22 protein-coding genes and 6 pseudogenes are annotated in these 24,442 nt (G+C 48.6%); 10 read left to right on the forward strand and 18 right to left on the reverse strand.

Annotated features, from left to right (window positions below; genetic code table 11):
• Positions 1-592 precede the first annotated feature (592 nt).
• The gene (locus XI25_RS31975) at positions 593-1,003 is read left to right on the forward strand and encodes an EndoU domain-containing protein (RefSeq protein WP_082112262.1); all 411 of its coding nucleotides are present in this window, start codon (positions 593-595) and stop codon (positions 1,001-1,003) included.
• Between the two features lie 27 nt (positions 1,004-1,030).
• Complete coding sequence (locus XI25_RS07730) at positions 1,031-1,447, forward strand: hypothetical protein (protein ID WP_046678093.1); 417 nt, start codon at positions 1,031-1,033, stop codon at positions 1,445-1,447.
• Positions 1,448-1,618: 171 nt separating this feature from the next.
• Here the strand turns inward: XI25_RS07730 and XI25_RS31980 are convergent.
• Both XI25_RS31980 and XI25_RS36770 read right to left on the reverse strand, forming a co-directional pair.
• A pseudogene (locus XI25_RS31980) lies at positions 1,619-1,795 on the reverse strand (integrase core domain-containing protein); the annotation flags it as partial.
• Between the two features lie 75 nt (positions 1,796-1,870).
• Positions 1,871-2,021 (reverse strand): annotated as a pseudogene (locus XI25_RS36770) (IS256 family transposase); the annotation flags it as partial.
• Between the two features lie 536 nt (positions 2,022-2,557).
• Between XI25_RS36770 and XI25_RS07745 the strand changes: the two are divergent.
• Positions 2,558-2,869 (forward strand): hypothetical protein, encoded by a 312-nt coding sequence (locus XI25_RS07745; RefSeq protein WP_235439734.1) that lies wholly within the window; start codon positions 2,558-2,560, stop codon positions 2,867-2,869.
• 566 nt (positions 2,870-3,435) lie between these two features.
• Here XI25_RS07745 and XI25_RS07750 read toward each other — a convergent pair.
• From XI25_RS07750 to guaD, 3 genes and pseudogenes are all read right to left on the reverse strand, one after another.
• Positions 3,436-3,723, reverse strand: a complete 288-nt coding sequence (locus XI25_RS07750) for a hypothetical protein (protein ID WP_052759502.1) — start codon at positions 3,721-3,723, stop codon at positions 3,436-3,438.
• 325 nt (positions 3,724-4,048) lie between these two features.
• A pseudogene (locus XI25_RS36775) lies at positions 4,049-5,405 on the reverse strand (uracil-xanthine permease family protein).
• 34 nt (positions 5,406-5,439) lie between these two features.
• Positions 5,440-6,804, reverse strand: a complete 1,365-nt coding sequence (gene guaD, locus XI25_RS07760) for a guanine deaminase (protein ID WP_046678096.1) — start codon at positions 6,802-6,804, stop codon at positions 5,440-5,442.
• A gap of 429 nt (positions 6,805-7,233) precedes the next feature.
• On the opposite strand from guaD, the gene XI25_RS07765 reads away from it, so the two are divergent.
• Positions 7,234-7,704: a copper amine oxidase N-terminal domain-containing protein gene (locus XI25_RS07765; RefSeq protein ID WP_160308891.1), complete on the forward strand. Its 471-nt coding sequence runs from the start codon at positions 7,234-7,236 to the stop codon at positions 7,702-7,704.
• 615 nt (positions 7,705-8,319) lie between these two features.
• Here XI25_RS07765 and XI25_RS07770 read toward each other — a convergent pair.
• From XI25_RS07770 to XI25_RS35710, 5 genes and pseudogenes are all read right to left on the reverse strand, one after another.
• Positions 8,320-9,278: pseudogene (locus XI25_RS07770) on the reverse strand (ABC transporter ATP-binding protein).
• Positions 9,275-10,267, reverse strand: coding sequence for an ABC transporter ATP-binding protein (locus XI25_RS07775; RefSeq protein ID WP_046678098.1), 993 nt, complete (start codon positions 10,265-10,267; stop codon positions 9,275-9,277). The pseudogene XI25_RS07770 and the gene XI25_RS07775 overlap by 4 nt, the downstream one beginning before the upstream one ends.
• A gap of 19 nt (positions 10,268-10,286) precedes the next feature.
• Entirely contained in the window at positions 10,287-11,234 is a 948-nt protein-coding gene (locus XI25_RS07780; protein WP_152669086.1) for an ABC transporter permease, read from the reverse strand.
• Positions 11,231-12,169, reverse strand: a complete 939-nt coding sequence (locus XI25_RS07785; RefSeq protein WP_046678099.1) for an ABC transporter permease — start codon at positions 12,167-12,169, stop codon at positions 11,231-11,233. Before XI25_RS07785 ends, XI25_RS07780 begins: the two co-directional genes overlap by 4 nt.
• A gap of 124 nt (positions 12,170-12,293) precedes the next feature.
• Positions 12,294-14,000 (reverse strand): annotated as a pseudogene (locus XI25_RS35710) (peptide ABC transporter substrate-binding protein).
• Positions 14,001-14,739: 739 nt separating this feature from the next.
• Here XI25_RS35710 and XI25_RS33305 point away from each other — a divergent pair.
• From XI25_RS33305 to XI25_RS31985, 3 genes are all read left to right on the forward strand, one after another.
• On the forward strand, positions 14,740-14,913 hold the full coding sequence (locus tag XI25_RS33305) for a hypothetical protein (protein ID WP_160308892.1): 174 nt from the start codon (positions 14,740-14,742) through the stop codon (positions 14,911-14,913).
• Positions 14,894-15,166 (forward strand): DUF4241 domain-containing protein, encoded by a 273-nt coding sequence (locus tag XI25_RS07795; protein WP_235439739.1) that lies wholly within the window; start codon positions 14,894-14,896, stop codon positions 15,164-15,166. Before XI25_RS33305 ends, XI25_RS07795 begins: the two co-directional genes overlap by 20 nt.
• Positions 15,167-15,267: 101 nt before the next feature.
• Positions 15,268-15,543 (forward strand): hypothetical protein, encoded by a 276-nt coding sequence (locus tag XI25_RS31985; RefSeq protein ID WP_235439740.1) that lies wholly within the window; start codon positions 15,268-15,270, stop codon positions 15,541-15,543.
• A gap of 75 nt (positions 15,544-15,618) precedes the next feature.
• On the opposite strand, the gene XI25_RS33310 is transcribed toward XI25_RS31985, so the two are convergent.
• From XI25_RS33310 to XI25_RS07815, 6 genes are all read right to left on the reverse strand, one after another.
• A complete protein-coding gene (locus XI25_RS33310; RefSeq protein ID WP_160308893.1) occupies positions 15,619-15,780 on the reverse strand; it encodes a hypothetical protein in 162 nt (53 codons plus the stop codon).
• A gap of 229 nt (positions 15,781-16,009) precedes the next feature.
• The gene (locus XI25_RS32850) at positions 16,010-16,297 is read right to left on the reverse strand and encodes a hypothetical protein (RefSeq protein WP_152669087.1); all 288 of its coding nucleotides are present in this window, start codon (positions 16,295-16,297) and stop codon (positions 16,010-16,012) included.
• A complete protein-coding gene (locus XI25_RS36780) occupies positions 16,194-16,403 on the reverse strand; it encodes a polysaccharide deacetylase family protein (protein WP_442950365.1) in 210 nt (69 codons plus the stop codon). Before XI25_RS36780 ends, XI25_RS32850 begins: the two co-directional genes overlap by 104 nt.
• Positions 16,404-16,455: 52 nt before the next feature.
• The gene (locus XI25_RS31150; RefSeq protein ID WP_160308894.1) at positions 16,456-16,707 is read right to left on the reverse strand and encodes a polysaccharide deacetylase family protein; all 252 of its coding nucleotides are present in this window, start codon (positions 16,705-16,707) and stop codon (positions 16,456-16,458) included.
• Positions 16,708-16,825: 118 nt separating this feature from the next.
• Positions 16,826-17,449, reverse strand: a complete 624-nt coding sequence (locus XI25_RS07810) for a PdaC/SigV domain-containing protein (protein ID WP_152669088.1) — start codon at positions 17,447-17,449, stop codon at positions 16,826-16,828.
• A gap of 875 nt (positions 17,450-18,324) precedes the next feature.
• Positions 18,325-19,209: a LysR family transcriptional regulator gene (locus XI25_RS07815; protein WP_082112266.1), complete on the reverse strand. Its 885-nt coding sequence runs from the start codon at positions 19,207-19,209 to the stop codon at positions 18,325-18,327.
• A gap of 109 nt (positions 19,210-19,318) precedes the next feature.
• On the opposite strand from XI25_RS07815, the gene aroC reads away from it, so the two are divergent.
• A complete protein-coding gene (gene aroC, locus XI25_RS07820; RefSeq protein ID WP_046678102.1) occupies positions 19,319-20,377 on the forward strand; it encodes a chorismate synthase in 1,059 nt (352 codons plus the stop codon).
• 221 nt (positions 20,378-20,598) lie between these two features.
• Here aroC and XI25_RS07825 read toward each other — a convergent pair whose 3' ends face one another.
• Together XI25_RS07825 and XI25_RS07830 are read right to left on the reverse strand one after the other, a co-directional pair.
• Positions 20,599-21,723 carry an NADH:flavin oxidoreductase gene (locus tag XI25_RS07825; protein ID WP_046678103.1) on the reverse strand — a complete coding sequence of 375 codons (1,125 nt, stop codon included), beginning with the start codon at positions 21,721-21,723 and terminating at the stop codon, positions 20,599-20,601.
• 118 nt (positions 21,724-21,841) lie between these two features.
• Complete coding sequence (locus XI25_RS07830; RefSeq protein ID WP_046678104.1) at positions 21,842-22,153, reverse strand: ArsR/SmtB family transcription factor; 312 nt, start codon at positions 22,151-22,153, stop codon at positions 21,842-21,844.
• A gap of 232 nt (positions 22,154-22,385) precedes the next feature.
• Here XI25_RS07830 and XI25_RS07835 point away from each other — a divergent pair, with 232 nt between their 5' ends.
• Together XI25_RS07835 and XI25_RS07840 are read left to right on the forward strand one after the other, a co-directional pair.
• The gene (locus tag XI25_RS07835) at positions 22,386-23,060 is read left to right on the forward strand and encodes a response regulator transcription factor (protein WP_046678105.1); all 675 of its coding nucleotides are present in this window, start codon (positions 22,386-22,388) and stop codon (positions 23,058-23,060) included.
• Positions 23,057-24,419, forward strand: a pseudogene (locus tag XI25_RS07840) (sensor histidine kinase). Before XI25_RS07835 ends, XI25_RS07840 begins: the two are co-directional and overlap by 4 nt.
• Positions 24,420-24,442: the final 23 nt, after the last annotated feature.

The following is a 24,442-nucleotide window of genomic DNA, read 5'->3' on the forward strand; positions in this document are numbered from 1 at the left end:
TGAACATGAAAAAACTCGGCTTACTTCCGAAAATCCTAGTAGCCACATGTTGCTCGGCATGTAATCAACCATTTTTATTTGAATCACGAGGCGTACGAAATTGGAGAAGAGTTCATGACGCTTTTGCCTGATTGGTTGCTTATCTTACATAAAATACGCGCATTCTTTTCTTGTTAATCAATCACATTAACTTATCTTACACTCCTAATTATGACAATGATGAATAAATTCAGGACCTTGGAATGTTTTCCAGTTATTTGTATTTGGGTATAATCTGCTTAGCAAATAATGGAGTGATATAAATGCCCAAAATCCAGGTTCCACCCGAGTCGCTGATTCAAGTCGCTGAGAAGTTCCGTATAGAGTCCTTGCAAATGGAATGGAGAATAAGTTCACTGGACCATCAAATGAATACCATGCTGATGAAACCGAAAGATTTATTGAGTCCAAGGGTTAAATATGAAGTTAGAAAAGGTAATGATGGTTTGAAGCATGATTCGAGTGGAGATGGAGGGGAACGCCGAAGAAGGCTGAGGGGCCTGGTGAGGTTGGTAAAGTTATACCAACAAACAGTACTGTTATTAGTCCAGAAATGAAAGATAAGATATTGGAGGGACAACGCAAAAAACCAAATAAGAATGACTTAATTGGTGGGCATTCTCCTGAAATCACTAACCGTAATCCAAATTATGCAGTTGAAGAGATCTCTATTAACCTTGATGGTACGAGAAAAGTAAGGTTTACCACACAATTCCTAGATGGAAATCTTTCTAAAATTAAAACAAGTACACTCTTTCCAGAGTCTTGGACTGAAGAACAAATTCTAAATAGCATAACTAATGTTGGTAATGCACCGGCTATTTCTACCAGGTTAAGAGATGGGGCAACTTGGCATAGAGCTATTGTTAATGGTGTTGAAATTGATGTAATTAAAGCTGGTGAAAATGTGACCAGTGGCTATCCAACAGGAACAGTAAATGCATCTCGCCCAGCAGGTTTTTAATTCAACATTAAGTGGAGGCAAAGGTATATGTACAAAGAACTAGATAACCTATTATCTGCGGATACAACAGTAGATTCTTGGTACGATGATGGCTGTGTCATTGCAAACGAGATCCTTGCAGAATTTAGTCCAAGTGATTGGGATGAATTATCTAATCAAGTACTAAGTAAACCAGTAGAATGGCAAAGAAAATTAGCTTATTGTTTAGATAATGAGTGCAATATGCATGAACTTAACATTTTAATAGCATTGCTGAGCACTAATGATGTTGAGTTGTTCGAGATATGCATTGACACACTAAGAAGTTTTACACACCAAGATAGTAAGAAAATGATATTAGATAATCCCATAATAATACAACGTGTTAATAACATTTTATTGCAAACTTCGAGCTTACCAGTGAAAAATATGCTTCAAGATTTTCTTTCAAAAATACATTCGTAAATTTACGCTCTATATCTTGATTGGTTTTAAGTCTTTCAAGGTTTCTTTTTTTGATAAAAACAAATAGAAGACCACCCTTTACTGTAATGCCCCCCATTGTCAAGACACAATTTCTTAAGGAATAAGTTAATCCTCCTTGTCTTTAATCTGGTAATTTAGGATGCAATTTTGTCAGTTGAATAGGCATAAAAAATGATTGGGTTTGGCCCCGTTCAAAGAGTCATGAGGTCGTTCTTGGTTGTAAAATTGGACATAACGAGCTATCCCTTTACGCAGCGCTCGAGGGTCTTCGAATTCGTTAAGGAAGATGCATTTGTACTTGAGCGACCGGAAATAACGCTCTGTGCGGCTGTTATCCTGGGTCTGTCAAGAATTTTGTGTAAACTCATTTTAAGCAATCCCCCCAAGGGGGATTTGGTGTTTCTAACGTAAGTAGTTACTGACACGACCCGTCCATTTACGGGTAACATCCATCGTGGCTAGTTAGAGCATTTGAGCAGGGCTTCATCGGTAGGGAAATACTCTTCCCTTTGGTCACTTTATGAAGCTGCCGGTGGTAGTTTTCTATCATATCCATCCGAGATGGGAGCAAATACTAGGGTCGCATGGTAGAGAAGATTCGTGAACTCAGTAGGCAGCATAAATTTCGCTATAAAGAATTTACTCTCAATATCAAAATGATAGGCATCAAGACCATACATAGATTTTGTTTTTTTTTCTAGGTACTAAATTCCAAAACGCGTTCCTGGAAACACAGTATAACGATCTAAAAAATTGTGCGGATTTTGGTACGATCTTTATAGATTTAATTAAAAAAGATATACTTCTTTTGGTTTTGAACGGGATTGCTTTTCTTTTAATATTTATTATCATGTTTGTTGGCACATGGCTTTTCGGGCCTTGATACATTTAAGGATTTTGCATTAGTGGAATTAAATTATCCCTTTAATTTCGAAGAACTAATGCGGCTACAAAAAACATTATAGAAAATTCAAATATGCCGTTGGAGCCCAATTTATGGCAAGGTACGAACAACGATAAGGAAAGGAGATGTGATATACTCAGGGGAATAATTTAGATCGTTTATTTTATATCGGAGGAGCAGTCGAGATGCTATCGGAAAAAGTGGTCAATTATTGCAAAAGCAACAACTGGTGGTTTGATGACATTACAGAGGAGTATGAACACGCATTAGTAAAGTTAGGCATCGATTTGGGTTCAGATTTTGCTGCGTTTTATTTGCATGCAGAGGATGGGCCGACTTTCTTTAATAGACGACGCGAAATCTATCAGATTTGTTGGTTTATGATCAATTCTTCGGATTATATGTTAGGCATGAAGAGAACTCATGACGTTTTAAACCTGCCTGAAGAATATATTCCGTTGGATAGCTTTGAAGGGGAGTTCGGCTTTTTTTTATAATAAGAATACAGACGAAGTGTTAGGCTTAGGATTGGGCCAGCAGATGGAGGATTTTTTTTGCTGGTAAATTGAATTCGCAATGGAAAAGCTTTAACTCCTTCCTGGAGTGGTATTTTGAACTGACAGATTCGTGTGTGACTATATAGAAAAAGGCCATCAGCTACCGCTGCACTGGAGCTAACCTGATGGTGGAATGCTCCAGAGTAGGCATGACGGCCTTTGTCCGTTAGTGACTCATTAAGCGAATACAGTTTGGTTGAGTTTATTGTGTAAGCGGGGGATAAGCAGATGAAGATCATGTTTTGTTCTGATCCTTTGAATAGCAAGGTTGTAGATATGGAGTATGAGCATGAATATAGATGTGCCAGGGAGTTGGGATTAGATGTCCAAGCGAATCCGGAACATTTTTCTAAATCGATATTGGATACTGGCAAGACATAAAATTGCCCATTTTTTTCATAAATTGTTGGACGTTATCTTATACATCTCATCATCAATCCTGGGTGATGTAGTTAAGTTAAGTACCTCCAGAAACTATTTTTTTTTTGATAAACGGTTCATACCCCTTAGCTCGGATCGCAGCAACCAGTTCTGGGCTCATGCTGAAATATAATGCTTCGTTTTTTTTCGTAATTCACACTAATACCGAAATCTTGTTCCTTACTTCCAATTACGTTTCCTTCCAAAATGACTTCGTGAGCAATATATTTTGGAAGCATTTTCGCTTCTGTAATTTCAACATCCAGCTCATACTTATCCTTTAAATGCTTGATGGCCGTAGCTTTGGCGTGATTAATAATTTTATCCTCTTCATTATATCCGTTATTGTTTTTGTCCAGGAGTTGATATCCCACAGGCCATAAAATAAAAAATGAGAAAACTAAGAAGCGCTATTAACGATCTGGATCTGGCATGAATACGAATCAATCCCTTCGAATGTTCGTTAATAAGAGAAACGTGTTAAGTTAACTTCGGTTTGTAATATATTAATCCAGCAATTGGCTGCATTCAACCTTCAATTCAAGAATTTTCCATGGTTTAGTTCCTTTGGATCAGATGCCAAACAAAACAGAACTGCCCCAAAAGCTGCAATGGATGCATCCTTTTGGGGCAGTTCCGCTTAGAATCTTTATGACTTAATAGAGGGCCATCCCCGATTTCCACGCCTTCCTTTATAACCTATTTTCCGCTCGGCAGTATTTTGTTCAATACGATCGCTGCCATGGATGCCGCTAAAATAGGCGATCCCAGCAAATATTGCACGAACATAGGCAAAGAGTTCAAGTAGTCTTTAGGAATGAGCACTAACGCTAAGGTGAGAATCATCGGTACGGCAATAATGTACATTTCTTTTTTCGCCGATTTTTACGTTTTTCATGACTTGCACGCCGTTAATCGCGATGATGCCGCAGATGATAGCGAATACGCCCCCGATGACGGCGGTTGGAATCGAAGAGATTAAGGCGGCTAATTTGCCTGAACACCCGAAGATGACGAACCATACGCCTACGCTCAGGAAGACCCGGCGGCTCGCGATGCCCGTGATGGAAATAATCCCCGCGTTCGTGGAATAACCGGTAACCGGAGTGGAACCGGCCAGGGAAGCGATCAGGCAGCCAATCCCTTCCCCAATAACCCCCCGATTGATATTTTTATCCGTTAACGGTTGATCGATGACGTTGCTGACGGCAAACCATGTACCCGTCGTTTCAGCCAGCAGTACCAGATAAATGATGATCATCGTAATGATTGCAGAGAAGTTGAAAAGAAAAGCCGAAATCCGCAAAAGGAAGCTGAGGCATGCTAAACCATTTGGCATTTTCTACGGCCGTGAAATCCAAAATCCCCATAAATTCTGCGGCAAAACATCCGGCAATTAACGCGAACAACACGGACATAATTCGGAATATCGATCCTTTATGACGGAACAAAAGAACCCAGGATCGCGAAAACAATGAGCACGGCGCCCGAAATGAGGGCTAAGGACACGTTCTGATTGATAGGAGCGTCGGCGGCGCCATAAATATTGTCTCTGATCGCAACCGGCAATAGCGAAAGACCTACGATAAAGATGATCGTCCCCCCCAACAATGGGCGGGATGAACGATTTGACGATTTTATTGAAAATGCCCGTAAAACCCAGAAGAATCACCAGGACTGCACCGATTAAGCTGGCCCCGAGCACCGAACTCCAACCGGATTGCCCGCCGCCGCTAGCCATATAGATCGTGACGATGGCCCCCAGCGGAATATACGAAGGGCCTTGGGCGACCGGCAGCTTCATGCAGAAATAACTTTGCACGATCGTGGCAAGTCCCGCCGCGATAAACGTTGATTGAATCAAAGCGCTTGACTGATCGGCCTGCAAACCGATCAACATCGCGATAAGGAAAGGAACCACGTAAACGTCCATGGCGACTACATGCTGTAAACCCAGAATGGCGGACTTGCCGAATGAAATTTTTTCATCGGGCGAGACCGTTAAGTGCTGCGATTTCGTTTGAGCCGGATCTTGCTTGTCTGCTTGTGTTTTCATTCTCAGATGCGCACCCCTAATTTAGTTTGTGTTCTTAACGCGTATGCACTTGATTGCCCTGTACCCAGACTTCCCGGATATGTTCAGGCCGAACCAGGTACATGATTTTTTGGAAAACATCGTGCAAATCTTCATTTTCATTAAAAATTAGCAGTTTGGCGGATGGACATTTCGTATCGATGATTTGCACGTCCCATGCATAATTTTCTTGTATGCGGCCGATCGGCAAGCTTAAGCTTTCTCCGCCGCCGGCCGTAGCCAGATAGAATGCTTCATCAATCGTAATGCGTGACCCGGGTACGCCGCGATGTTGGGCCGGAAGGGAGGCATTCACGCCGTCTTCCAGCATCCTCGAAGAGATGACGGCTTGTCTGATGTTATCGAATAGGCTGGGCGAAAAACCTCCGGAAATATCCGAGCCTAAGCCGATCTCGACGCCTATGGAATGGAAGTGAGCGACGGGAAGGACGCTATTGGCAAAATACGCGTTGGATATCGGACAGTGAGCAATAGCCGTTCCCGTGTCAGCAAACAAACGGGCATCGTCGTCATCCAGGAAATTGCAATGCGCCATGACCGATTTATCGCGTAGCAGGCCAAAATCATTTAAGGCAAAGGCATCGTTCTTCTGGAACCGATCTTTTACATACCCGTGCGCCCAGTCGCTTTCGCTGCAATGGGATTGAATATATGCATCATATTTAGCCGCAAGCTCTCCCAAGCCTTGTAAAGCCTCATCCGTACAGCTCGGAATGAATCTCGGCGTAACGACCGGATACACGCCTTGTTTCGTGGATTTGGCTAATTCTTGCACGGCCAGAATGAATTCTTCCGTATCCTTGAGTGCCGTAGTTGTGTCTTTGTCGCGATAGCTTTCGGGATTTTGCTGAGGATCGTCCATGACCACTTTTCCGACAAGCCCGCGCTGGCCTTTATGAGCGCATATTTCAGCTAACAGTAAACTTGCCTCTTTATGTACGGTTGCAAAATAAAGGGCCGTCGTTGTTCCGTTGGCGAGCAGGGTGCTTACCACATCCTCGTAGACCTTTTTCGCAAAATCCAGATCGGAGAATTTAGATTCGAGCGGGAAGGTATAGGTATTCAACCAATCATAGAGCGGGATATCCAATGCGGTGCCGGATTGAGCCCATTGCGGTGCGTGAACGTGAAGGTCGACAAAACCAGGCAAGAAATACTGGCCTTCGGCCAAGGAATGGAAGTTGTCTTTGCCTTGATAAGCATCTAGAAGGGGCTGATAGTCGGCATCTTCCGGCGCTACGACTCGCTCAATCATCCCGTCGGCATTGATGCAGAAAAGATGGTTTTGCATGATTTGAATTTCTTTCGGAGACTGGCTTGAAAAAGCAGTGCCAAGGAATATTTCCTTATAATTATTCATTTTTACCGTCCTAATGTTCGTTTTTTAGAATGTATTTGTTATTATAGTCCGTTAAAAAAGATAAGTCCATATTAAAAAACGAATAGTTGGAGTGCTTTATGTATTTGAGATGCTCTAAGAATGATGGATAACGACGGGCGGGATCTTGATATTCACCTAATACTGAGATTCGCGGCTCGAACGAGACGCATAACGATAGAGGGATGCCTTCGGATTGGCTTACGGCTTATTTCAGGGACGTTATTTTCAGGCGGGTTCGCGTTGTTACAATTCTGGAACAAGGAATGTGAAGTGCCGAATAAGAGGGGCCAATAGGTTGCTGGCCGTTTATTTCGTAACTTTTCCAGGGGAGCTAACGTTTATGAAGATAATGGGAGGGATTGCGAAAAATGAATAAAAAAAATAATTATTGCTGTTTTTGCAACTGTATTGGCGTTATCAGCCGCATTTGGCGTTGGTTATGCCAACGGTATCATTTCAATCAATGTCAACGGCAAAAAGGTTTCATCCGATGTTAATCCAAGAATGGTAAACAATCGAGTTATGGTACCGATAAGTTTCGTTTCAAAAGCACTCGGTGCTGTCGTCTCCTGGGACCCCAAAAAACAAACCGTATCCATTCAAAGTTATGGTCTTCTTCCTGAGAACGTATGGGATGAAAATTTTGATAAGAACGGACGTTTGAGCGGGATTAGCGTTTCATCCATCAATGATACGGTTCAAGTATTTTTAGCCGGGTTGGATACGGGTAACCAAGAGCTTTTGAAAAGAACGACATCAAAGGAAATGGATATCAAATCGCTTTCCGGCGGACATTTTTCTTTGGGGGCAAGTTTTTTTGTCTTCGCGCATTTTAGATATAAAAACCATAAAGAGACCCACGCCGGAAACAACGCCTGAATATCAGGTAAGAGTAGCCATACAGACTTGGTTGGACGGATTAACAATTGATTACTTGGACCTGCATGTCACTATGGCACCGCCGGTAGAGAAGGATGGGATGATAACTACGGGCGACAAGATGGAGTATATTGTTACGAAGCAAAAGTTGGTGAAATCCATTCCCGTAAAAGAGCATAGGGTTTTCCCGGGGTTTTCTTTAAAGTAATGAACCCTGGTCCTGTCGGATAAATACTTCAACTTAAAACAGCTTGTATTGAATGTTAAAAAGGCATGTTAGGATGAAGAAAAAAAGCAGTCAATAACAAACCAGCGCGTACCAGGACATCACGGGTACGCGCTGGCCGTTTAAGTTGAATGTCATCCCTAGCGATGACCGAATTCCCGTTCGATGAAAGCTGCGATGATCTCCTATGACCGACATCGTGCGACGCCATACCTCGCGGTGAGCTGCGCGCAGTACGAAACAGTCGGTTGTGGCGGTCTGTAAAAAGCCGGGGCAGCGCGATGAACAGAATCTACAATGTTAGGTTAAACGAACCGGCATCCCGTCCTATTTAAGTCATCCAACCAGCAACTTTCTGTCATTTCCTCTGCTGCGTCCCCACAGCAGCTCTAGGCCAGATGGCAGGCGACATAATGCCCCGGTTTCGCTTCCCGGAACTCGGGCTTGCGCTCGGCGCAGGTCTCGGTCGCGTACGGGCATCGCGTTCGGAAGGAGCAGCCGCTCGGCGGATTCAGCGGACTCGGCAGCTCGCCGGTCAGCACGATACGCTCTTTGCCGGCTTCGACATCGGGATCGGGGACGGGAATGGCGGACATGAGCGAGCGTGTATACGGGTGAAGCGGCTCCGCATACAGCGTCCCGCTGTCGGCCAGCTCGACGATCTGCCCCAAGTACATGACGGCCACCCGATCGCTGATATGTTTGACCATGGACAGATCATGCGCGATGAACAGGTAGGTCAGTCCAAGACGCTTCTGCAGATCCTGCAGCAGATTGACGACCTGGGCCTGTATCGATACGTCCAGCGCCGAGATCGGCTCGTCGCAAATGATGAATTTCGGATCGACCGCCAGCGCGCGGGCGATGCCGATGCGCTGGCGCTGGCCGCCCGAAAATTCATGGGGATAGCGGGTAGCATGATCGGGATTGAGCCCGACCAGATGAAGCATCTCCTCGACCCGCTTCCTGCGCGCCGAACGGGTGTCGGCGAGACGGTGAATGTCCAGCGCCTCCCCGATAATGTCCATGATGGTCATGCGCGGATTCAACGATGCGTACGGGTCCTGGAAGATCATCTGCATCTCGCGGCGGAACGCTTTGAGCTGCCCCGCTTGAGCCGATAAATATTCGTACCCCCGTACAAGGCCTCCCCTTGCGTCGGCTCGTACAAGCGGAGGATCGTCCGTCCTGCCGTCGATTTGCCGCATCCCGATTCGCCTACCATCCCGAGCGTCTCTCCTCTCTGGACGGCGAAGCTGATATCATGGACGGCCTTCAGCGTCTGGCCCCGGCCAAGGTGGAAATGCTTGCTCAGCCGGTTGATCCGGAGCAATGGCTCTGTGCTCATCTGGCCACCTCCCGGGCCAGCGGATGCAGAAGCCAGCAGCTCGCGCTGTGGGTTCCGCTGATGGCGGTCGATTCCGGCTGCCGCTGCTGGCAGATATGCATCGCGTCGCTGCAGCGGGCCCAGAACGGGCAGCCGGCCGGCGGCTTGGCCAGATCGGGCGGCGTGCCGTAAATCGGCACGAGCGGCTCATCCTTGTTCTGATCGATCCGCGGCAGGGAGCGCAGCAGGCCTCGGGTATACGGATGCTGCGGCTGCTTGAAGATTTCCCGTTTCGTGCCGGACTCGACGATTTGTCCCGCATACATGACGATGACGCGGTCGCACAGATCCGCCACAATGCCAAGATCATGCGTAATCAAAATGATCGATGTCCCGAATTCGCGCTGCAGATGCTTGAGCACGCGCAAAATTTGGGCCTGGATCGTCACGTCCAGCGCCGTTGTCGGCTCGTCCGCGATGAGCAGTGCCGGGCGGCAGGCCAAGGCCATGGCGATCATGGCCCGCTGCCTCATGCCGCCGGAGAACTCATGCGGATATTGGGAAAAGCGCGTGGCCGGATGGGGGATCCCGACCATCTCCAGCATCTCGATCGCCCGCCGCTTGGCTTCCTGTGCGGTCATGCGCTGATGCTTTGACAGCACCTCGGTAATCTGGCGGCCGATCGTCATCGTGGGATTGAGCGATGTCATCGGATCCTGGAAGATCATCCCGATATCTTTGCCCCGGATGGACTGCATTTCCCGCTCCTTCATGCGCAGCAGATCTTTACCCTGGAACCGGATCGCTCCTTGATGAATGCGGGCGGGAGGATGGGGGAGAAGACGCATGATGGCTTGGGCGGTCACGCTCTTGCCGCAGCCGGATTCGCCGACGATGGCGACGGCCTCGCCGGGCTCAACATGGAATCCGATGCCGCGCACCGCTTGCACCTCGCCGCCGCGGACGTGAAAAGAGACGCGGAGATCTTGGACTTCGAGCAATCGTTGCATGGGCAAACCCTCCTTGTCCTTATTTTTTCATCTTCGGATCGAGCGCATCGCGCAGCCCGTCCCCGAACAGATTGAAGCACAGCATCATCAAGCTGATGAACAGCGCAGGGAAGGCAAGACGCCAAGGATGAATGATCATGGCCTTAAGCGCGTCGTTAATCATCGTCCCCCATGATGCGGCCGGCGATTGCACGCCCAGCCCGAGGAAACTGAGCACCGCTTCGCTGAAGATGGCTGCCGGCACGGCCAAGGTCAAGGTGACGATGATCGGGCCCATGGCGTTCGGCAGGAGATGCCGGAACAGTATGCGCATGCCTGACGAGCCCAGGGAACGGGAGGCGAGGGCATATTCCTGATTTTTGAGCTGCATCATCTGCCCTCGCACGATCCAGGACATATTGATCCAGCCGGTCACGCACAGCGCCAAAATAATCGTGCCCAGGCTCGGTTCGAAGACGACGACGAGCAGAATCGCCACCAGCAGATCCGGAATGGAATAGATCACTTCGGAGATTTTGTTCATCACCTCGTCGACCCGTCCGCCGACATATCCCATGATGCCGCCGTAAATAACGCCGATGACGAGATTGATGGCCGCGGCGGAAAAGCCGACGGTAAGGGAAATGCGGGCTCCCATCCATGTGCGGGCGAACATGTCGCGGCCGAGATCGTCCGTGCCGAACCAATGCTCGGCGGAAGGCGGGAGGTTGGTCTTCTCCAGATTATTGGAGTAGTAATCGTAAGGCGTCAGCATCGGGCCGATGATGGCCATGACGATGATGAGCAGCAAGAAGACGAGGCCCGTCATGGCAACCCAGTTGCTTCGCAGCCGCAGCCAGGCGTCGCGCCATGCGGATACGCTTTCCTGTACGATCGCTTCCGCCGCATGTTCGCTGACGTCCGCCTTCCGGAAATCGTCCGGGGCGAGAGGGCGTTCTTCAGCCGGGGAGGAATGGGACATGGTCATGCGGCCTTCTCCTTTCTCGAGACAAGCGTGATGCGGGGATCGATCAACCCGTACGCGATGTCGGTGATGAAGCGGGCCAACATCAGAATCAGCCCGTAGAATAGGGTAATGCCCATAATAAGCGAGTAGTCGCGGTTGCTGATGCTCGTGACGAATATTTTGCCGAGCCCCCCGATTCCGAAGATTTGCTCGATGATGAAGGAACCTGTCACGACGTTGGCCGTGAGCGGCCCAAGATAGGTGACGACGGGCAGAATGCCGTTGCGCAGCACATGCCGGCGGATGATCGCGCCGCGGGACAAGCCTTTGGCCTTGGCCGTCTTGATATAATCGGCCGTCAGGACCTCCAGCATGTTGGAGCGCGTCAGGCGCGCGATGAAGGCGATAGGCAGGGCGGAGAGCGCCAGGGTCGGCATGATGTAATCAAGCGGACCGTTCAGGCCGACGACATGCAGCCATTTGAGCTTCACGCCGAAAATATATTGGAAGAAAGAGGCCAGTACGAAGCTGGGGACCGATACGCCGAGAACGGCGATGACCATCGAGGCGGAGTCGAGCAGCTTGCGATGCCGCAGCGCCGCAACCATGCCCAGGCTGACGCCAATGACGACGGAGACGATGATCGAGACGACGCCGAGCTTCAGGGAGTAGGGGAAGGCATCGCGAATCGTCTGGCTGACTTCGCGGTCCAGCATTTTCATCGAAATGCCTAAATCGCCTTTCGCCAGGTTGGTTAAGTAGGTGAAATATTGCTCATACAGCGGTTTATCCAATCCGTATTGGGCCATCAGCCGGGCGCGAATTTCGGGCGGAACCGCTTTTTCGGACATGAACGGATCGCCGGGAATGGCCTTCATGAGCAAAAATGTGACGGTAGCCAGTACCCACAGCGACAGGATGAGATAGAACAGCTTGGTCAAGGAATACCGAATCATGGGTGCATCCTCCTTCTGGTCAGATTCATTCCGCCGCGGATATGAAGAAGCGGGACGCACCGGCTAGTAAGCCAAGTGCATCCCGAAAGAACTACATGCTGGATAAAGACGCGAACTCACGTCGTTATTCGAAGTAACCTCGGCTGTAGTTGATCATTCCCTGATAATCGATAAACACGTTTTTGAGATTCGGCTTCTTGAGCCCGACGTTCGTGTAGTAGTACAGCGGAAGAATGGCCTGATCCTGCTCGATCAGCATGCGCTCCGCCTCCGCCATCAATTCCATCCGTTTCTTATTGTCAAGCGATTGCTTCGCCTCGCGGACGAGCTTATCGAATTCCGGATTGCTGTATCCGATATCATTGTTGCCGCTTCCGGTCATGTACAGATCGATGAAGGACATCGGGTCGTTGTAGTCGGTCTGCCATCCGGCCCGGGCCATCTGATAGTTGAGCGCGGTCCGGTTCTTCAGGAAGACGCCCCATTCCTGGTTCTCGATTTTCACTTTGATGCCGAGATTTTTGTTCCACATGTCGGCGACGGCCTCGGCTACTTTTTTTGTGGCTTTCATCGGTATTGTATGCGATCGAGAATTCAGGCATGGCGGACAGTCCCAGCTCGCCGAGTCCCTTCTGCAGCAGCGCTTTCGCTTCCTCTAAATTTTCCTTGAAATAATCGTCCTTGTGTTCGGAGCGGAATTCGCCTTTCTCGCCTACGATTCCCGGAGGAACGATGCCGAAGGCGGGCAGCTGTCCGCCGAGCGTCACCTTGTCGACAATCAGCTGGCGGTCGATCGCCATCGACAGCGCTTTGCGGATGTTGACGTTATTGAACGGTTCCTGCTTATTGTTGAACAAATAATAGTAGCTGGAGGCGATGCCCTTGATCTCCAATTCGTCCGGCTTCGTCTCCTTTAAAATCGGAATTTGCTCGTTCGGAACGCGTCCGGTCGCATGCCGGCGTAATCGATCTGGTCGGTCTCGTACATGTTCAGCTCCGAGCCCGAATCGGCGACCATGGACATCTGCACCTTGGTGAATTTGATGTCGTCCTTTTCGTAGTAATGCTCATTCTTCACCATCTCAAGCGAGCTTTGCTGCTTCCAGTCGCTGATTTTGAACGGACCGTTCGAAATGATGGTGCTGGCCTCGGATGCCCACTTCGGATTGTCTTTGACGGAGGAATGTACCGGGAAATAGGTTTGGAATGAAAGAAGGCTTAAAAAGTACGGAGTGGAGTGCTCCAACTCGACCTCAAGCGTGTTGGCGTCGACGGCCTTGACGGCGACCGAATTCGGGTCGGCGTTCTTCCCGGTGTTGTATGCTTCCGCGCCCTTGATATAGTGCAACTGATAGGCGTACGGCGGCGCCGGCTCCATCTTCGGATCGAGCACCCGCTTCCACGAGAACTCGAAGTCTCCCGCGGTCACCGGGTCCCCGTTCGACCATTTCGCGTCCTTCCGCAAATGGAAGGTGTACTTGGTCCCATCCGGGGAAATTTCCCACTTCTCGGCCGTACCCGGAACGGCCTGGCCGTTCTCGTTGCTCCGCGTCAATCCTTCGAACAGACCGTTAAGCACGGCGAATGCCACGGTATCTTGCGCCTGACCGGGATCGAGCGTTGGCGGATTCGAATGCAGATTGAAGCGGAATACCTGTTCTTTCGGCGTTTCTGTCTTGACCTCGGGCGCCGGCTCGGCGGGTTTTTCATTGTTCTTCGCCGGAGGCGGGGAAGAGTTGTTTTCTTGGCCGCCGCTGCTGCCGCAGGCGCTTATAAAAGCGCTTACGACTAGTAATAGTGACAGCACGGCCAGCATGGATTTTCGTCTCATTCGCATAGCGTACCCCTCTCTTGGTATGAAGTGGTCCACCTGGACGGCAGCAAGACGATGATGAAGCGGAAACGATGAGGCCATCGGTGTATACCCTATCACTCTATAGACATGCTAACTCGTCTCTATTTATTCCCATTTGCGATAAATTTTTATGGAGATGTCATGAAAGGCGAGGTTTTCCCGTCCAGAGAGGCGGTAGAAGAGGTCTTTTCGGTTCGTGTCAGGCGTGAGCCCGGTCAATTACAGAAGATTAACCCTTAAAAAGAGCTGTCTGATTTCGTGTTGTCAATCCGGATCTATGTAATAGGCGAGGAGTATGGGGAAAACGAAGGCTTGACATGAAGCGCCTCAGGCAATAATTTAGAGGAATTTCCCTAGGCAAGCCAAAAATAATGTTATAATTTGGATTGTACATACACGCCTTGAGTGGGCGCATTTCCTCCTTGTGAAGGGGGTGGTGCGATGAACATTTCGTTCGGTGAAGTGACTGCTGGCATTGCTGACCTACATCGACAAACGAAAGTAACCCACTCCTAAGGTTTACCGCCTAAGTGGGTTACTTTCTTCTTTGCTTTTATCCTGGAGGAAGGTCCTGCTCAAGATGTTTGTACTGGGGAGCAGCGGGCGGCTGCTCCTTAATTCTATTCTTATCTTAACACACCCTTTTTTAGACCTCAATAACGGCAACGACCCGGATGATCCCCATTTTAATATTAATTCAAAATGAGGTGCAGGCATGAACGAAATCAACTGCAAAAGCGAATTCATTACAAGAGTGGAACAGAGGTTGGAGCATTATCAGAGTCTCTATGACGGAAATGGTCCGTATGTTTTGAATGATCCATTAACGGCGGATCGGATAGAGGAATTCGAAGCCGCGGCCAAAGGTAGTGCTGCTGCAAGACCATAAGGATTTGGCCGGGATTTTCGATATCCGCCACTACCGAATTCCTGACACGGACGCCGAGCAGAGGCGTGACGGTACGGATAGCGAGTGGTATCTCTCCTGCTGCGACATGACCGAGAGCGGGGAAGAAGCGGGGGTTCTGGATGGCGGCGTCGTATCTCGTACCGGCGTAGGCGACGGCGCATACGGAGTGTACAAAGCCGTCAATGAACACGACCTGGTGGTTGGGGTGAAGATTGTGTTTATAAAGGGATGACTCAACCTTTCAAGATTGAGTCTTTTTTGTACAAACAAAGGCAGCTGTTCATCCGGCTGCCTTTTTCTCGATGTACGCCCAGCATGGGTGTCATCTTTAGGGTGAAAATCCCGAACGGGTGCTGGCGAGCGGAGTACGGGACGCCGGAAACCGGAAGGGCTGAACCGAAAAGAGAGAGGAAACCGATCCGTTCGGATGAAGAGCAAAGACAGCAGAATATCCTGCAAGGGAGCTCCCGGCCAAGAGAAGCGGTGAAGCATCCAGGGTATGCCGAAGCGCCGAGTTCTCCGTTGGCACAAGTCGTCCCTTCCTCTCGCAAAGTCCAAAACGACTTGTTGGAGCAAATGCTCGAAGGAAATAACCTTCGACTCGCTTGATAATCTGATCTACACCCGGTATGGAAGATAAGGCGTTCGCGACGGTCGTACTGGCATTGATCGTAACCAGGAATATTAAAGCAGCGTACAGGCACTGGTAAACCATGTATACTTTGAAACGAGCCCCCGTTTCTCCTTAAGTAATTTATGAATGGCCTGGTTGACAACATTATCAAGCTCGTCTGGAATGGGTACCTTTTGATATTCTTTTCGAAGCTGTTCCATTTTTCTGTTCATCTTATTTGATCTCCTTTGAGTGTTTCATCATTCATTTTGCTTTCGTCCCTATCCTTCTGGATTTGTCGTTCATAGGCAGGACGCGGGAGCTTGTGCAAAAAGTTCTTGCCAAATTAATGTAACTCATAGGGAGAACAATAAATTCCTCGGAATGTCTATCTTTTTATTCTTTTAGAAAAGGCACAAACCTTAGAAAGACGAAGGTTTGTGCCTTTTTGACGTGATGAAATTATTGATTATAATAAGGGCCATTTCCTTTGGATTCATTCAAGGATAACAATTGAGAGACCGTTACGAATTGGTAGCCTTGCTTTTTCAGTGATTTAAGCATTTGAGGCAGCGCATCAGCCGTAGAAGCGTGAATATCGTGCATAAGTACAATCGAACCTGGCCTGATGTTTTTAGAAACCTCTTTATTTACGGCTTGGGCGTTCCGGCTTTTCCAATCCAGCGAATCCACAGACCATAAAATAATAGGTGTTTTCTGTTCCTGGGTTACTTTTTTTGACCGCATCATTCATAGCGCCATAAGGCGGACGGAAAAGGGTAGGCCTTTCTCCGGTTGCAGACTCGATTTGGTCCGATGATTCTATGATTTGTTTGCGCACTTCACTCAGGCTCATTTTCGCCAGATTCGGATGACCTTTGGAGTGATTTCCGATCTCGTGGCCGGCCTCAGCAACCTTTTTTGGCCATATCAGGATAATACTCTACTTGTACGCCCAGCATGAAGAAGGTAGCCTTTGCGTTGTACTCCTTCAAAGTCTTTAGAACTCTAGGTGTCACCTTTGGGTGAGGCCCGTCATCAAAGGTAAGAGCTACATATTTTCCTTTAGGATCGAGAGGAGGCTGAATTGGTTTCTGCCCTTCCGGCTCATCGTTATTTTCATAAGTAACATTCCATTTTTTGGTGAGATCCTTTTTCAAGTAGGGACGCAAGGATTTCAGTGGAATGTTTACTTGGACCGTTCCGGCTGCACTAGCGGCGATCTCAAGTTTATTAAAGTATAAAGTAAAGACTCCGTTACCTATGGACCATTTCCATTCAGACGGATTTTTTTATAGATTTTTGAAGCTCTGCTTCGAATACATAAGAATTGACGTTTTTCTGTTTCTTCAATTCTTCCTTCACGATTGACATGATATGGTCAACAGCTGCTTTGTCATAGGTCATAATATCAGATAAATTCAAAATTTTATTATCAGCTGTGTCGATATTAAAAGGTTTAATAATCGATTGTCCATTAGCTCCGCCTATGTATTGATAGGAAGTGAACACTAAACTATATAAATGGTCATTAATTTTATTCGTTTCTACCGTAATATTCAATTCGGCACGATGATCGCCTTGAAGCGTTTCTGCACTTGCTTCCACTTCGGCTAAGAATTTCTTTTCCTGATCATTGACCCACGTCTGAATAGGAGTATTAATCTCCTTGCTGTTTGCGAGAACGCTGCTAATCGACAATATATAATGCTTCGTATTCTTCGTCCTTGTTTCGATGTTTAAGCCAGGGTATGCACTGGGCGAGACTTCAACGTTCTCTACAGCGTTGTCGTTCCCGGCTATAATATCTTGCACCATTAGATTGATTCCTAGAATCCCGCCAGCTAATACCATAAATCCAACCAGCCAAACGGGCCACCGTGTTTTCTTCCTTCTGTTCAATTCAAATCATCCCTTATCTTTATTCTAGCCATAAAACTGCAAGCCGCTATTAATCGTACTATATATTGTCTATCATTGCTTACGGGAATATGTGGAATTAGGTAAAATTACAAATTATTGTTTTTTAAGTAAACAAACGTAATTTTAATAGGTGAATAGCTATTAATTAGATAATATAATCTCATGGAAAAAAGTGGACTTCACGTTCGCTGAAACGGGTGCCGAAGCCAGCGCATCTACAGGCAAACTCGCTGCGCTGATGCCGATCATGGCTGCACAGCCCATGGCACCCATCTTCACGAAGTTTAATGTTTTCTTTTTTCATATCTCTCATCCTCCATCTCTCTGTATAAGAGTCTAATCAATCACTCTCATTGGCTAGACGCACGGGATGGGGCAAAAAGTTTGGGAAATCAATAAAAGAATCCTGCAGAGCAGTACTGTAACGGATTATTTTTATAGGCCGCACATATGAAGAATATATGAAGATGTTCGGTCTCAAACTACGGGAGTTGGAGGATAAGCGCATCATGGATTGTCCGGCAGAAACGTGTTCATTCACTACTATTGGTAGTGGTGAGGACTGAAAATATACGGTGTGATATTGTGTACGACGGATGCTTGGGAGCGTAAAGGACTCTTGGATACTGAGCATGCGATAGAAACAATGTAAAAAGCGAGGGAAATATTCTTCTTGGACTTTCATGAGGATATGCAAGGATTGGGCAACCATTAAATAATGAGTGCTTTCTGTTCCTTGGTAACTTTTTTACTCTGTGAGTGCCTGAAGGTGAAACTCCTTCGGGCTACTCGACTGAGAAGACGGGGATTAGCCGTCCCCTCTTACTCGATTGTTGAATTTCGACGAAAAATCGTCAGTTCTGCTGCAGCATCTCCAAAAATGCCCCTGCAGCCAGCGAGGGCGACGAATGCTTCCGAACAGCGACACCGATATATCGATCCGGTAACGAAGTTTCTGTCCGCAGCTCCAGCAAGGAACCGTCCGAGATGCGGGACGCGACAAAGGCTCGAGGCAAGAATGCCGTTCCATAACCGCGCTCGGCAAATTCCGCTAACATGTCCAGGCTGTTCAACTCGAAGTCGGCTTCCGCTTCCACCCCTTGCGATCGGAACCACCCTTCGATGAAGGAACGCGTCGAGCTGCCGGAGGATAGCATGAGGAGGGGAAGCTCCGTCAACTGTTCGGTCCGCAGGGGCTCACGCGCCCAATCTGCGAAGGCCGTTCCGACCACGGCGCAATAAGGCGAGGCATGGGAGTCGATGACCTTGATCTCGTCGTCCGATACGGGCAGGTGGACGAAACCGAGGTCCAATGAACCTTTCTTCAAGCGCTCCAAAACGCTGCTGGTCCGCTCCTGCGACAGCTGAATGCGGATGTCGGGATAGCGGACATGGAATCCGTCGAGCAAGGAGAGAAGAAAGTCCTTAACGATGGCCCCGTTCGCGCCAATCCTCAGCCTTCCTTCGCTGAACTGCTTTAGCTTCTTCATGCGGCGCTCGGCTGAATCGAGTTCTTCGAATGCTTGCCGGACATGCTGATACAAGGCCTGACCTTCCTGCGTTAATCGGACGCCCTTGGATAACCGGTCGAACAGCCCCACGCCAAGCGCTTCTTCCAACTGCTTGATGGCATAACTCACCGAAGGCTGCGTCATATGAAGGTTTTGCGCAGCTTTCGTCAGATTGGAAGATTCGGCGGCATGCAGGAAAACTCGATACCATTCCGTGTTTGTAATCATTTGTTATCGATCCTCTCTATGACATCTATTCAATATTACGATTTCATTTATTTCAAATATACACCTAAACTGAAGGAGAAGAAATCGAAAGTATTCGGGAGGTATGGACATGGCAGGAAGCACGTTTGGAGAGCGGTTGAAAATGACTACGTTCGGGGAATCGCATGGAGAAGCGGTAGGCGTCATTGTGGAGGGGGTCACGCCGGGCGTGGAGCTGGACGAGACATACGTCCAGATTCAGATGGATCGAAGAAGGCCGGGGCAATCCTCCGTTACGACTCCCCGCAAGGAATACGATAAGATACGCATTTTATCCGGACTTTTCGAGGGGCGAACGACGGGGACGCCGCTGTGCATCATGCTTAACAACACGGACATGATCCCGTCGGCTTACGACGATATCAAATCCGCCTACCGGCCCGGGCATGCGGATTTCACTTATGAGAAAAAATACGGGATCCGCGACTATCGCGGCAGCGGAAGAGCTTCGGGAAGGGAGACGGCTGCGCGAGTGGCTGCTGGAGCAGTGGCGCGCAAGCTTCTGGAACGGCGGGGCGTCTCGGTCCTGGCTTATACGACTGAGATCGGCGGCATCCGATGCGAGAATTTCGACGCCGATGCCATCGAACGGAATGCCGTTCGCGCGTGTGATCCTGAAGCGGCAGGGCGCATGATCCATAGGATAGAACGGCTGGCCGAAGAGGGAGACAGCTGCGGGGGGATCGTGGAATGCCGAATTAGCGGCATCGCCGCGGGATTGGGGGAGCCCGTATTCGACAAGCTGGATGCCGAGTTGGCGAAGGCCATGTTGTCCATTGGCGCGATCAAGGGCATCGAGTTCGGGGCGGTCTTCCAAGCGGCCTCAATGCAGGGAAGCGAACACAACGATCAGATGGACGCAGGGGGGTTCCGGACGAACCATGCCGGGGGGATCGTCGGCGGTATCAGCACCGGGGCGGACATCGTGTTCCGGGTCGTCGTGAAGCCGACTTCATCCATTTCTGTCCCCCAACGGACGGTTGATGCAGACGGTAACGAACGGGAGATTGCGACGATCGGCAGGCACGATCCTTGCATCTGTCCCCGTATCGTACCCGTGATCGAAGCGATGGCTTGCATGGTCATCGAAGATCATTACAAGCGTCAAGCAGCCTTGCAGGACGAATAGCAGTGAACAATATGGATGGAGCCGATCAGAGCGTCAGCGGCGTCATCTTTTCAGCCATCGTCATTTTTGCGGCACATTCGCCACGTTGATTCCTTCGGGACTCAAAATCGCGATGCATACAGCAAAAAAACCGGAAAAGACTGCAGTTCTCTTCCGGTTTTGGATTATATATAAAGATCTAATGCGGCTTCAGGTCCCGGGGAGATGGGGCTGAAATTGCATTAAACCAGGGTTTTCAAGGATTCCGGCGTGAATGGCGCCAACTCGTCGAGACGCCCGTCTCGAACCTTGGCGGCCCACTGCGGATCAGCCAGCAGGGCACGGCCTACGGCAACCAGATCAAATTCATGTTTTTCAAGGCGGTTCAGCAGCTCCTCGAGGTCCTTCCGGCCGGCTCCCTTACCTTGGGTGAAGAGGCTGGTAAACACTTCATCGAGGCCGACGGAACCGACGGTGATGACCGTTTTTCCTGTCAGTTTCTTGGCCCATCCGGCAAAGTTCAGGTCAGAACCTTCGAATTCGGGCTCCCAGAAGCGGCGTGTCGAGCAGTGGAATATATCGACCCCCGCGTCAGACAGCGCGGTTAGCAACTGGCCCAGCTGTTCAGGCGTATCCGCCAGCTTTGCGTCGTATTGGGTCGTCTTCCATTGGGAAAGGCGAATGGCCACAGGCAAGTCGGGACCAACCGCTTGACGTACGGCTTTCACCACTTCGACCGCAAAGCGGGCACGCTTCAGCATGTCGCCTCCGTACTCATCGGTACGCCGGTTCGTTCTTTCCCAGAGAAATTGGTCGATCAGGTATCCGTGAGCCCCATGGATTTCCACTCCGTCAAAGCCAATGCGCTTGGCATTCGCGGCAGCATCGGCATAAGTCTGAATGACCTGTTCGATTTCATCCTTGGTCATCGGCTCCGTGACTTTGTTGCCGTTCAGATCAAGTCCGGATGGTCCGATCGGAAGTGCCTCCGGATTTGGCTGGGCGCCGATTGGTCGGGTCATGCCGATGTGCCAAATTTGCGGCATGATCTTGCCGCCGGCTTCATGGACCTGACGGACCACCTCGGCCCAGCCGTTCAATGCGGCTTCTCCATGGAAATTAGGCACATTGGGGTCATCGGTAGCTGCCGGGTGGTTAATCAGTGTTCCTTCGGTAATGATCAGTCCGACGCCATTCTCCGCACGCCGGCGGTAGTAAGCCGCCACATTCGGGCCCGGTACGCCGTTCGGCGAGAAGCTGCGGGTCATAGGAGCCATCACTACGCGGGACGAAAGAGCGAGCTTTCCGATGGTATATGGTTCGAATAGCGCTGCGGCAGATCGGACATTTTGATTTTGGTTGCTCATGTATGGAATCCTCCAATATGTTTAATATTCTTTTCTGTATTTCTATAAAAATAGATGTATATATTGAAAAAGAAAGAGCTTTTAAGCTTAATCTTTAGGGTGAATATGCTTATTAAGCCTAAAGCTCATTCTTGAGTTGTTCGATAAAACGCTTAATGCCCTCCTCATTGCGTCTGTAATATGTCCACTGGCCCGCTCGATGGGATTCCAGCAGTCCAGCTTTTTGCAATTTTACCAGGTAGCCAGAAACGACCGACTGTGCGAGTCCTGTTTTTTCTGAAATGGAGCCCACGCAGATACCGCCATGAAAATCACATTTGGAAGGCATGTGATCCTGCGGATCAAAATGTTCCTCCGGCTGCTTCAGCCACTCCAGGATTTTAAACCGGGTCTCGTTTGATAGTGCTTTGATGGTTTGTAAGGTATCCATGCGTTTTATTATATCTATTTTTATAGAAATGTAAATATATTTTTTTGGATATTTGTTTTTTGTTGCTGCTCCCGGATATTATGCCAAAATAAATTCGTTTCATTCATGCACTATTTTTGTTTAAGGCATGTAGTCATTTCTGTTCATCTATTCCATGTTATTCTGTGTTCAAATTATATGTAGTACAATGGTTAGTACAATATGGGATGGAAAATCAGGAAAGAGGGAACCAATGCCTACTATACTGGTTGCTGACGACGATGCGAACATACGCGAACTCGTCTGTTTATTTCTGCGCAACGACGGATTCACGACAGTCGAAGCGGCCGACGGCAAGGAAGCGCTTAGCGTTTATGGCTCAACGCCCGTCGATCTCGTCGTGCTTGATATTATGATGCCGTTGATGGATGGCTGGACGTTATGCAAGGAGCTTCGAAAAGCCAATCCGGATTTGCCGCTGCTTATGCTGTCTGCGAGAGGCGAAACATGGGAGAAAGTAAAGGGGTTCGAACTTGGAACGGACGATTATTTGACGAAACCATTCGATCCGTTGGAGTTGACGGCTCGTGTTAAGGCATTGCTGAAGCGATACCGGATTGGCTCCACGCAGATGATCCAGTTCGGCAACGTCATACTTGACAGGCAGACCTATAAGGTCATGAGAGGGACGGAGTCGTTCACGCTGCCGCTCAAAGAATTCGAATTGCTGTATAAGCTGGCTGGAACACCCGGACAAGTCTATACACGCGAGCAGTTGATCGATCAGATTTGGGGAATCGATTACGCAGGAGATGATCGAACGGTAGATGTACATATTAAACGTCTTCGCGAAAGGTTTGCGATGACACCTGATTTTCGGATCGAAACGGTGCGCGGGCTGGGGTACCGGCTTGGGGTCTACGAATGATCAGATCCTTATATATTCGAGTAGTTCTAGCATTTCTAGTCGCCACCACTGTTGGCTCGGACATTTCATTTTTAATGTCTACTTGGATATTCGAAGAACAATTTAACGAGAGCGCACAAGTTAACTTGCGCAACTTTGGTCAGGACGTTGTCCGGATTTACAAGACTCTTCCTTTACGCGAAGCGGACTTGTTCGTAAGTGAAATGAAACAGCTCGATTCCCATTATATTCGTATTTACGAAGAAACAGGCCAGTTCAAGTCTTACGGTAAACTTAACGGACACAACCCTGCTCCTGTGACGATGGAGCAGGTAAAGAAAGTTTTAGATGGCGGCGTTGTTCAAGTTACTCCGAAAGGTATTGCTACGGTCCTCTTAGGGTTGCCGTTGAAGACGGAAATGGGAACGAAAGCGATGTTTTTGGAGGTGATCGTCCCCCCTTCGGTCATTTTTTGGGAATGGATCTTTGTAATCAGTTCGTTGATTACAGGAAGTTTATTGATTCTGGTTGCCTCTATATTCTTGGTAAGGCCGATCAAAAAACTGACAGAAGCGACCAAACGCATTGCAGCCGGAGATTTCAACGTGAAGTTGAATATTAAGCAAACGAGTGAATTGGGCACGCTAGCTCGAAGCTTCGAAGACATGATGCATGATCTGAAGCAGCTTGAGCAGATGCGCAGGGAATTCGTAACGAACGTGTCCCATGAGGTGCAATCGCCACTCACTTCGATCTCCGGTTATGCTCAAGCACTTAAGAACGTAGATCTCGCAGATCACGAACGAAGCCGCTATCTCGATATTATTATCGCTGAAGCAGATCGGATGTCCAAGATGAGCGATAGCCTGCTCAAGCTGAGTTTGCTTGAATCGCAATCACAGCAACTGCAGTTGGGCACGTTCAACCTTGATGAACAGATCAGACGGGTCATCGTCGCGCTTCAACCGCAATGGTCGGCTCGCAATATTCGTTTCGAGCTTGACCTGCAGCCCGTTAAAGTAACGGCTGATCATGATCAATTAAACCAGGTATGGACGAACATCATTGGCAATAGCATCAAATTTTCCGAGGATGGCGGCATGATTGACGTCAGCATCAGGCAAGATATTAAAAAACGTGACCGTCCGAATATCCGACCAAGGCATGGGTATTTCCTTAGAAGATCAGAGGCGGATCTTCGAGCGTTTTTTCAAAGCCGATCGTTCCCACAGCCGTAAATATGGCGGCAGCGGTATGGGACTTGCCATCGTTAAACAGATCGTATCCCTTCATCAAGGCGTCATTCAAGTGGAAAGCGAACCTGGCCAAGGAACGACCTTCATTATCACCTTACCAATCCTTACGCCGACAGATAAATGAAGTTCATTCGCTATGCTACGGTA

Origin of the sequence: Paenibacillus sp. DMB20 (assembly GCF_000987955.1) — a bacterium.
Lineage (GTDB): Bacteria > Bacillota > Bacilli > Paenibacillales > Paenibacillaceae > Paenibacillus_AQ.

Excerpts from the sequence above, each read along its gene's own strand:
- XI25_RS31975 (WP_082112262.1), top strand. The coding sequence starts at position 593 with ATGAAAGATAAGATATTGGAGGGACAACGCAAAAAACCAAATAAGAAT.
- XI25_RS07730 (WP_046678093.1), top strand. The coding sequence starts at position 1,031 with ATGTACAAAGAACTAGATAACCTATTATCTGCGGATACAACAGTAGAT.
- XI25_RS07745 (WP_235439734.1), top strand. The coding sequence starts at position 2,558 with ATGCTATCGGAAAAAGTGGTCAATTATTGCAAAAGCAACAACTGGTGG.
- guaD (WP_046678096.1), bottom strand. The coding sequence starts at position 6,804 with ATGAATAATTATAAGGAAATATTCCTTGGCACTGCTTTTTCAAGCCAG.
- XI25_RS07775 (WP_046678098.1), bottom strand. The coding sequence starts at position 10,267 with ATGCAACGATTGCTCGAAGTCCAAGATCTCCGCGTCTCTTTTCACGTC.
- XI25_RS07780 (WP_152669086.1), bottom strand. The coding sequence starts at position 11,234 with ATGACCATGTCCCATTCCTCCCCGGCTGAAGAACGCCCTCTCGCCCCG.
- XI25_RS07785 (WP_046678099.1), bottom strand. The coding sequence starts at position 12,169 with ATGATTCGGTATTCCTTGACCAAGCTGTTCTATCTCATCCTGTCGCTG.
- XI25_RS33305 (WP_160308892.1), top strand. The coding sequence starts at position 14,740 with ATGAACGAAATCAACTGCAAAAGCGAATTCATTACAAGAGTGGAACAG.
- XI25_RS33310 (WP_160308893.1), bottom strand. The coding sequence starts at position 15,780 with ATGAACAGAAAAATGGAACAGCTTCGAAAAGAATATCAAAAGGTACCC.
- XI25_RS32850 (WP_152669087.1), bottom strand. The coding sequence starts at position 16,297 with ATGATGCGGTCAAAAAAAGTAACCCAGGAACAGAAAACACCTATTATT.
- XI25_RS36780 (WP_442950365.1), bottom strand. The coding sequence starts at position 16,403 with ATGAGCCTGAGTGAAGTGCGCAAACAAATCATAGAATCATCGGACCAA.
- XI25_RS07815 (WP_082112266.1), bottom strand. The coding sequence starts at position 19,209 with ATGATTACAAACACGGAATGGTATCGAGTTTTCCTGCATGCCGCCGAA.
- aroC (WP_046678102.1), top strand. The coding sequence starts at position 19,319 with ATGGCAGGAAGCACGTTTGGAGAGCGGTTGAAAATGACTACGTTCGGG.
- XI25_RS07825 (WP_046678103.1), bottom strand. The coding sequence starts at position 21,723 with ATGAGCAACCAAAATCAAAATGTCCGATCTGCCGCAGCGCTATTCGAA.
- XI25_RS07830 (WP_046678104.1), bottom strand. The coding sequence starts at position 22,153 with ATGGATACCTTACAAACCATCAAAGCACTATCAAACGAGACCCGGTTT.
- XI25_RS07835 (WP_046678105.1), top strand. The coding sequence starts at position 22,386 with ATGCCTACTATACTGGTTGCTGACGACGATGCGAACATACGCGAACTC.